Annotated in this window: 12 protein-coding genes; all 12 read left to right on the forward strand. The window is 72.4% G+C overall.

Features of this window, described 5'->3' with window-relative positions; all coding sequences use genetic code 11:
- The first annotated feature begins 223 nt into the window (after positions 1–223).
- Positions 224–544 (forward strand): DMT family transporter, encoded by a 321-nt coding sequence (locus tag GKQ77_RS21825; protein ID WP_219690621.1) that lies wholly within the window; start codon positions 224–226, stop codon positions 542–544.
- Complete coding sequence (locus tag GKQ77_RS21830; RefSeq protein WP_219690622.1) at positions 544–1,104, forward strand: TetR/AcrR family transcriptional regulator; 561 nt, start codon at positions 544–546, stop codon at positions 1,102–1,104. The genes GKQ77_RS21825 and GKQ77_RS21830 overlap by 1 nt, the downstream gene beginning before the upstream one ends.
- A 43-nt stretch (positions 1,105–1,147) precedes the next feature.
- Positions 1,148–2,137, forward strand: a complete 990-nt coding sequence (gene dapD, locus GKQ77_RS21835; RefSeq protein ID WP_219690623.1) for a 2,3,4,5-tetrahydropyridine-2,6-dicarboxylate N-succinyltransferase — start codon at positions 1,148–1,150, stop codon at positions 2,135–2,137.
- 50 nt (positions 2,138–2,187) lie between these two features.
- Complete coding sequence (locus GKQ77_RS33505; protein ID WP_258021720.1) at positions 2,188–2,814, forward strand: hypothetical protein; 627 nt, start codon at positions 2,188–2,190, stop codon at positions 2,812–2,814.
- A gap of 137 nt (positions 2,815–2,951) precedes the next feature.
- Entirely contained in the window at positions 2,952–3,506 is a 555-nt protein-coding gene (locus GKQ77_RS21845) for a SigE family RNA polymerase sigma factor (RefSeq protein ID WP_219690631.1), read from the forward strand.
- A gap of 2 nt (positions 3,507–3,508) precedes the next feature.
- A complete protein-coding gene (locus GKQ77_RS21850; protein ID WP_219690624.1) occupies positions 3,509–4,735 on the forward strand; it encodes a WD40 repeat domain-containing protein in 1,227 nt (408 codons plus the stop codon).
- Between the two features lie 158 nt (positions 4,736–4,893).
- Positions 4,894–5,052, forward strand: coding sequence for a hypothetical protein (locus GKQ77_RS21855; RefSeq protein WP_219690625.1), 159 nt, complete (start codon positions 4,894–4,896; stop codon positions 5,050–5,052).
- The gene (locus GKQ77_RS21860) at positions 5,049–5,714 is read left to right on the forward strand and encodes a hypothetical protein (protein WP_219690626.1); all 666 of its coding nucleotides are present in this window, start codon (positions 5,049–5,051) and stop codon (positions 5,712–5,714) included. The genes GKQ77_RS21855 and GKQ77_RS21860 overlap by 4 nt, the downstream gene beginning before the upstream one ends.
- A gap of 52 nt (positions 5,715–5,766) precedes the next feature.
- The gene (locus GKQ77_RS21865) at positions 5,767–6,189 is read left to right on the forward strand and encodes a phage holin family protein (RefSeq protein WP_219690627.1); all 423 of its coding nucleotides are present in this window, start codon (positions 5,767–5,769) and stop codon (positions 6,187–6,189) included.
- Complete coding sequence (locus tag GKQ77_RS33510) at positions 6,186–6,932, forward strand: DUF3618 domain-containing protein (RefSeq protein WP_258021722.1); 747 nt, start codon at positions 6,186–6,188, stop codon at positions 6,930–6,932. Before GKQ77_RS21865 ends, GKQ77_RS33510 begins: the two co-directional genes overlap by 4 nt.
- Positions 6,929–7,195, forward strand: coding sequence for a DUF4235 domain-containing protein (locus GKQ77_RS21875; protein ID WP_219690628.1), 267 nt, complete (start codon positions 6,929–6,931; stop codon positions 7,193–7,195). The genes GKQ77_RS33510 and GKQ77_RS21875 overlap by 4 nt, the downstream gene beginning before the upstream one ends.
- A gap of 246 nt (positions 7,196–7,441) precedes the next feature.
- On the forward strand, positions 7,442–8,242 hold the full coding sequence (locus GKQ77_RS21880; protein ID WP_219690629.1) for an SGNH/GDSL hydrolase family protein: 801 nt from the start codon (positions 7,442–7,444) through the stop codon (positions 8,240–8,242).
- Positions 8,243–8,412: the final 170 nt, after the last annotated feature.

An 8,412-nucleotide genomic window follows, 5' to 3' on the forward strand; every position in this document is an offset into this window, starting at 1 on the left:
GGCCCCTGCGGCCCCCACCCCGACGTGTCCGTCATCGCCCTCGTGTCCATCGTTCCGTGCGTCCCTGTGGCCCCCCACAGTGATCGCGTCACCTTAGCCGGGGCTGCTCGACGGCCGTCCCGGCGGTCTCCGGATGCGTGGGGGGCCTCGGCCCCGGCGAGCCGTAAATCTCCCGTGACCGCGTTGCGTACGGGCGTACGTATCGATGTGTACACTCGTACGCATGGGATACGCACTGCTCGCCGGGGCCATCGCCGCGGAGGTGGCCGCCACCACGGCCATGAAGTACAGCGAGGGGTTCAGCAGGCTGTGGCCCTCGCTGATCACGCTCGCCGGGTATCTGATCGCCTTCACCCTCCTCGCGCAGACCCTCAAGACGCTCTCCGTGGGCACCGCCTACGCGATCTGGGCCGGCGTCGGCACCGCGGCCGTCGCCGCCATCGGCATGCTCTTCCTCGGGGAATCGGCCAGTCTGCTCAAGCTCACCGGCATCGCCCTCGTCATCGTCGGCGTCATCGTGCTCAACCTCGGCGGGGCCCACTGATGCCCCGCCGCTACGACCCCGAGCGCCGCCAGCGGATCATCGACGCCGCGATCCGGGTGGTCGGCGCCAAGGGGATCGGCGGGCTCAGCCACCGCTCGGCCGCCGCCGAGGCCGACGTGCCGCTCGGCTCGACCACGTACCACTTCAAGACGCTCGACGAGCTGCTGGTCGCCGCCCTGCGGCAGGCAAACGAGGGCTTCGCGAAGGCGGTGGCCACAAGCGGCGCCTTCGAGGACCCGCGCACCGACCTCGCCGCGGAGCTGGCCCGGCTCCTCGGCGACTGGCTCGCGGGGGAGCGCACCGGCGTCGAGCTGGAGTACGAGCTGTACCTCGCCGCCCTGCGCAGACCCGCGCTGCGCCCCGTCGCCGCCGAGTGGTGCCGGGGCCTCACCGACCTCCTGGTGCCCCGCACCGACCCCGTCACCGCGCGCGCCCTCGTCGCCCTCATGGACGGGATCTGCCTCCAGGTGCTGCTCACCGGCGGGACATACGACGAGGCGTACGCGCGCGAGATGCTCGGCCGGCTGCTCGCGCCCGCGCAGGGGCGGCCCGGAGCGTGAGACCGGTTCGCCCGCGCGAGGCCGCTCCGGTTAGGTTTCACCCATGACCGACACGAACGCACCCCGCACCACCGGCGCCATCGCCGCAGGCCTCGCCACCGTCACCGCCGACGGCACCGTCCTCGACACCTGGTTCCCCGCGCCCGAGCTGACCGCTGAGCCGGGCCCCGCCGGCAGCGAGCGGCTGTCCGCCGAGCGTGCCGTGGAGCTGCTGGGCGAGGGCGCGGCCAAGGCGATCGGCCCGGACGCCCGCCGTGGCGTGGAGATCATCGCCGTACGTACGGTCATCGCGTCCCTCGACGACAAGCCGCTGGACGCCCACGACGTCTACCTGCGCCTGCACCTGCTCTCGCACCGCCTGGTCAAGCCGCACGGCGTGAACCTGGACGGCCAGTTCGGCTTCCTCGCCAACGTCGCCTGGACCTCGCTCGGCCCGGTCGCCGTCGACGACGTCGAGAAGGTGCGGCTCAACGCCCGCGCCGAGGGCCTGCACCTCGCCGTCACGTCCGTCGACAAGTTCCCCCGCATGACCGACTACGTCGTGCCGAAGGGCGTCCGCATCGCCGACGCCGACCGCGTCCGCCTCGGCGCGCACCTCGCCGAGGGCACCACGGTCATGCACGAGGGCTTCGTCAACTTCAACGCGGGCACGCTCGGCACCTCCATGGTCGAGGGCCGCATCTCCGCCGGTGTCGTCGTCGGTGACGGCTCGGACATCGGCGGCGGCGCCTCCACGATGGGCACCCTGTCGGGCGGCGGCAACGTCCGCATCGTCATCGGCGAGCGCTGCCTTGTCGGCGCCGAGGCGGGCGTCGGCATCGCGCTGGGCGACGAGTGCGTCGTCGAGGCGGGCCTGTACGTCACCGCCGGTACGCGCGTCACCATGCCCGACGGACAGATCGTCAAGGCCCGCGAGCTCTCCGGCGCCTCGAACATCCTCTTCCGCCGCAACTCGGTCACGGGCACCGTCGAGGCCCGCCCGAACAACGCGGTCTGGGGCGGCCTCAACGAGATCCTGCACAGCCACAACTGAGCATCGCCCACAACTGGGCATCGCCGAGAAACGACAAGAGGGGGAGCGTCATGCGCGGAAGCGTCATGCGGAGAACGGGAATCCGGGCCCTGGCCCTGGGGGCCGCGACAGTGATCGGACTGGTCGCCGCGGGCGGTCAGAGCGTGGGCCAGGCCCGCGGGGAAGGGCAGGCGGCGGCGCGGGAGATGAGCCACGCCGCGGCCGGTGACCACAGTCACCGGCTGCGCAAGAGCGACATCCCCTGGAGCGGCCACGGCCCCAACCCGTTCAACGCGCAGATCAAGCTCGCCGACGGGCGGCGCGTCGCCATGCACTACATGAGCGGCAAGGGGCTCTACGTGCAGGACTACAGCCCCCGGGCCAAGGGCTGGTCCAAGCCCGCCGTGATCTACAAGACGAGGACCGACGCCTGCCAGGGCATCGGGCTCAAGGCCAAGGACGGCACCGTCGCGGCCTTCGGGGACTTCGCCCGGTACTGCGCGGACGGCGAACCGCCCATGGAGTCCGTCGCCGCCGTGGCCACGGGATCGCTGACCAAGTGGGACAAGCACCTCACGACGAACTTCGACGGCTGGCAGAAGATCGCCGTCGCGCCCGGCGGCAAGAAGGTCACGTTCAGCCGGTACAGCAAGACGCTGCGCTGGACCAAGGCGGCGGGCTTCCCCGCCGCCCGCTGACCCGCTCCACCCAGAACGGCCACCCTCCGGGGTGGCCGTTTTTCGGTTTCTCCGGCCGGCAGGCATAGCGGGGGGCGTCCGGACCCGTCCTCCTCCATGTGGGGGGCAACAGGCCCCCCAAGGGAGTGAAGGTGACGATGGATGCCCAAGAGCAGGACAGTTTCCGGGAGTTCGTGGCGACCAGATCGCCGGCGCTGCTGAAGACCGCCGTGCTGCTCAGCGGCGGCGACCGGCACGCGGGCGAGGACCTGCTGCAGAACGCGCTCGTCAAGGCCGCGGGCCGGTGGCGGCGGATCGGCGAGCCGGAGGCGTACGTACGAAGGATCCTCTACCGCCAGCAGGTGAGCCGGTGGCGGCTGAAGTGGCCCCGGCGCGAACTGGCCGTCGCCGAACCGCCGGAGAGCGCCGCGGCCGGTGACGCCACCTCCGCCGCTGAGCTGCGAATTGTGCTGCGCGGGGCGCTCGCCAAGCTCACCGCGCGCCAGCGGACCGTCCTGGTCCTGCGCTACTTCGAGGACCTGCCGGAGGCGGAGGTCGCCCAGCTCCTGGGCTGCTCCGTGGGCACCGTGCGCAGCACGACGCACCGCTCCCTCGCCCGGCTGCGGAGCCTCGCCCCCGAACTGGCACGGCTGGACCGGCCGGAGAGCGGATCCAGGTCGATGTCCCGCGACTTCTCGCCCATGGAGGTATGACCGTGAATATGGAAGAACTGGTGCGCGAGTCGCTGCGGGAGCAGGCCGGCCAAGGCGCGCCCCTGCCGGGGGACTTCGCCGACCGGGTGCTTGCCGCGCGGCGGCGCCGCAGGACCCGGACGATCGCGGGCACCTCGCTCGCCGCGGTGACGGCCCTCGCCGTGGCGGTGGCGGTGCCGGTGCTCGCGGAGGACACCGGGCGGCAGGAAACGCGTCCGGCGAGCGAGCTGAGGACCGGCGACGTCGTCGCGCATCCCGGCCAGACACCGCCCCGCGACCTGATCGCCGCGGGAGACAAGGCGCTCGCCGCGTTCAGCACGAGCGTCCCCGTCAAGCAGTCGAACGGCGACGAGATCGTCACCCGTACCTACCGGCTGCTCGACCAGAAGACCGGCACCTACCGCAAGGACGCCCGATGGTCGTGGGTGGCCGTCGCGCCCGGCATGCGTACCGCCGCCGTCCTCGAACAGAAGCTGCCCGTGCGGCGGATCGGGCTGCTCAACCTGCTCACCGGCAAGGTCGAGCGCTGGATCCCCGTGGACCGCAAGGTCGGGGGCGTCGCGTTCTCGCCGGACGGCAGGAAGCTCGTCGCCACGACCTACGCGAAGAGTCCGGACCTGATGGACATGAGCCGGCCGATGCACGACGGCGAGCGTGAGCGGCCCGGCCCCGCCGTGCCGAGCAGGACCGGCTTCTACGTCGTCGACGTGGCGACGGGCGACTCCGGCTGGAGCAAGGTCAAGACGGCGGAGAGCGAGTTCGGGCCCGACACGATCAACACCCGGGAGGACTTCGCCTTCAGTCAGGACGGCACCCTCGTCTACTCGGGCCTCACCTCGGCCCCGCATCAGCAGTACTACGACTTCAAGGGCCGCGAGAAGCGCACCCCCGCGAGGGAGAAGCACGTGCGCTGGTTCAACGGGGCCGGGCTCTCGCCGGACGGCAAGCTCGTCGCGGGCGAATTCGCGGGCGACGGCAGGACGACCGCGTCCGACATCCTCGACCCCCTCACCGGCAAGCGCGTCGCCAAGGTGCCCGGGCAGCAACTGCTCGCCTGGGCCGACAACAAGCGGCTCATCGCCTGGGACATCGCACCCGGCACGAGCGAGTACCGCAACCGGCTCGTCCTCGTCACCATCGGCAGCAAGAAGACGGTCCCGCTCAGCGGCTACCGCTCGTCCAAGGCGGACTCGGCCGGACGCTGGCAGCCGGTCTTCGCCGAACGGTAGACGGCGAACACCCGGTCTTCGCCGGACGGGGGTCGGCGAAGACCGGCTCGATTTCCGGTCGGCCATGGCAGGCACTAGTGCCAACTCGCCCTCGTATGGGCCACCATGGCGGGACAGTGGGTCCCCAATGGCGGAACAGCTGTTCCCTAGGAGGCGTCATGAGGCTCGGCAAGGCACTCGCCACCGGAATCGCCGAAGAGCAGCCGCGGGAGGAGGAGTCGGCGCGCATGGCCGAGACCTCCGTGCCCGACCCCGGCCCGAGGACCGCCGAGGCGGTGCCGGAGCCCCGGCCGGTCGAGGCCGCGGTCACCCGATGAGGCGGCGGCTCCCCGAGGAACGCCCGACGGAGCCGCCGACCGGATACAAGATCGCCCGCCCGGTGCTGTCCCACGACGGCACCCGGGCCGCCTTCACCGGCGTCTCCCTCGGCGCGGGCCAGCCGTACGGGGTACTCGACGAGGCGCGCTGCGTCTACGGCAGACGGCACAGCGCGCCCCACCGCCGCTGCGACTGCGGCTTCCACTGCGTGCACGACCGCGCCACCGCCGAGGGGCTGCTGTGCACCGCCGAGCACCGCAAGGCGGTGCTGCTCGAAGTGACCGTGCTCGGGGTGTACATCCGCTTCGAGCGCGGTTTCCGTTACGCGCGTCAGCGGGTGCGCCGCGCGACCGTGCCGCCGTGCGACTGCGGTGCCGCCGCCTCGCTGCTCGCCGACGCCGGGTGGGGCAGGCCGGGGTGGCTGGTCCTCGAGGCGGCGTGCGGGCGGTGCCGGGGCGGACGTCGGGCCGTGTCCGTCGTGGAGTTCGCACGGCTCGCGGGGGAGGGGCTGCGGGTCGACGCGGCCGCCCCGCCGGCCTCCCCGGGCGGGCTGCCGGGCCTTGGCATGCCCGAACTGATGGCCGAGGCCGCACTGCTCCAGGCGCGCCTTGACTGGTTCCAGTCCGAACTGGCACGGCTGACCGGGGATCAGCGGGGATAGCGCGGCCCGGCCCGGGTACCCGGACCTCCCAGCCAGAAGGGAGGCGGCACCCGTGACCGGGACCATGGACGAGCGGTCGACGCGCGACCAGGCGCAGCACTCGGTGGGACAACTCGTCGAGCAGGCCACAGCACAGCTTTCGGAACTCGTACGCCAGGAAATGCGGCTCGCAGGCCAGGAGATGGCCGAAAAGGGCAAGCGGGCGGGGCGGGGCGGCGGGCTCCTCGGAGCGGCCGGCGCGATCTCGTACGTCGGGATCATGGCGCTGGCGGCCACCGCGATCGCGGCGCTCTCACTGGCCCTGCCCGTCTGGGGCGCCGCTCTGATCGTCACCGGTGTCCTCTTCGCCGTGGCCGGGGCACTCGCGGCCGCGGGGCGCGCTCAGCTGAAGCGCGCGGCACCGCCCGTGCCGCAGGAGGCCATCGACAGCGTCAAGGCGGACGTCGAGGAGATCAAGGGAAGGGCGCACCGATGACGAGCGCACCGAGGAATCCTGATAACCCCCACACTCCCCAGAACCCCCAGAACCACCAGAACTCCAAGAGCCCCCAGAACTCCAAGGGCCCGAAGGATTCCGGGAACACGGGCGTGAAGGAGCCGGACGAACTGCGCCGGCAGATCGAGGAGACCCGCGGCCGGCTCGGCGAGACCGTCGAGGAACTGGCCGCGAAGGCGGATGTGAAGACCCGCGCCCGGCAGCGCGCCGAGGCGGTCAAGGGCCAAGTACGAGGAACGGCGGCACAGGTGAAGGACAAGATGACCGAGCAGGCGGCGCGTGTGACGGGCAAGACGGCACAGGAGGCGGGCCACGCGAAGGGCGTGACCGCCGAGGGCACCGCCCAGGCCAAGGGCAAGGCGATCGAGGGCGCGGCGCAGGTGAAGGGCAAGGCGATCGAGGGTGCCGCGCAGGTGAAGGGCAAAGCCATCGAAGGCGCGGCCCTGGCCAAGGGCAAGGCCGTCGAGGGTGCCGCGCAGGTGAAGGGGGCCGTGCTCGGCGCCAAGGCGCGCGCGGAGGAGCACCAGGCCGTCGTGCGGGCCGAGGAGAAGGTCGCCGAGACCGCGCGGCGCGTGCAGGAGAACACCCCTGAGCCGGTTCGGGAGGTCGCCACCGGCGTCGTACGGGCAGGCCGCAAGCGCCCCGGGGCGTTCGTCGTCGCGGGAGCGGGCGCGCTGCTCGCGTACGTGGTGCTGCGCGGCCGGAAGGGCGGTCGCCGATGAGCAAGGCCGCGGCGCTCTACAAGCCGCTCGGGATGGCCTTCGGCATGCTCGGCGGCATGGTCGCCAGCTCCCTGTTCAACCGCACGTGGAAGGCGGTGGCGGGCGAGGACGACGCCCCGGATGCGCACGACGAGGAGCGCAACCTGCGCGAGATCCTTGCCGCGGCCGCGCTCCAGGGCGCGATCTTCGCCGTGGTCAGGGCGGCGGTGGAGCGCGGCGGCGCGGTCGGCGTCCGCCGCGTCACGGGACGCTGGCCCGACTGACCCATACGCGGGCCCGGTCGGCGCCGACGAGGTGCGTCGGCTGTGTTCACAGCGGCAGCTTGACACCGTCGTGGCTGCGCGCGAAGCCCAGCGAGGCATGGAGAGGCATGGAAGCGGTGCGCGTCCGTGCGCCGTTTGTTGCCGGTCCGCTGGACGAGCGCGCGGCCACGCGCGCGTGTGCGCTCCACGGCCCGCTCCCCGTGGGATCGCGTTGACGGGGCTGGGTGCCCGGAGGAAGCTCGGCCCATGACCACCACGCGACACCACTCCTACGCACGTTACGTCGCGATCGGCGACAGTCAGACGGAGGGCGTCGGGGACGGCGACGAGACACACGGCTACCGAGGCTGGGCCGACCGCCTCGCCGAGATCCTCGCCGCGGACAACCCCGGTCTCACCTACGCCAATCTCGCCGTGCGCGGCCGGCTTACCGCGGGGATCAAGGCGGAGCAGCTGGGCCCCGCCCTCGCGCTGAAGCCGGATCTGGTGACCGTGATGGCGGGCATGAACGACCTGGTGCGGCCGGGCTTCGACGCCGCACGCGTCGCCGCCGACATCGAGGAGATGTTCACCGCGCTCACCGGGGCGGGCGCGCACGTGGCCACCGTGACCTTCCCGGACATCGGGCGGATCGTCCCGCTCGCCCGGCGCGCGCTGCCCCGCGTCCTGGACCTCAACGCCCGGATCAGGGCGGCCGCCGACCGGCACGGGGTGACCGTGCTCGACACCTTCCCGCACCGGATCACCACCGATCCGCGGCTGTGGAGCGGCGACCGCCTGCACGCCAGCCCGCTGGGCCACGCGAGGATCGCCGACGGCATGGCCGACGCGCTCGGCCTGCCCGGCCACGAGGACTGGCTGACGACACTGCCGCCGCTCCCCCCGGTCTCGGTGCTCGGCGAGGTGGCGGCGGAGGCACGCTGGCTCGCGGGATTCATGGGGCCGTGGCTGTGGCGGCGTATGCGGGGACGTTCCTCGGGGGACGGCCGGGAGGCCAAGCGGCCCGTGCTGGGCGCGGTGACCACACCGGACCACGAACGGGCTTGACCTGAACCTTGGTTGAGGTCGGATCGTAGGGCGTGCGTACCGACACACACCGAGACGGACGGGACGGCAGCCATGTCTGCGACCACGAACACGCACACGACCGCCAACAAGGCCACGGACACGACCCCGGGCAAGACCCCGAGCAAGACCCTGAGCACCCGCACCCACCC

This window comes from Streptomyces anatolicus, assembly GCF_019400875.1.
Lineage (GTDB): Bacteria > Actinomycetota > Actinomycetes > Streptomycetales > Streptomycetaceae > Streptomyces > Streptomyces anatolicus.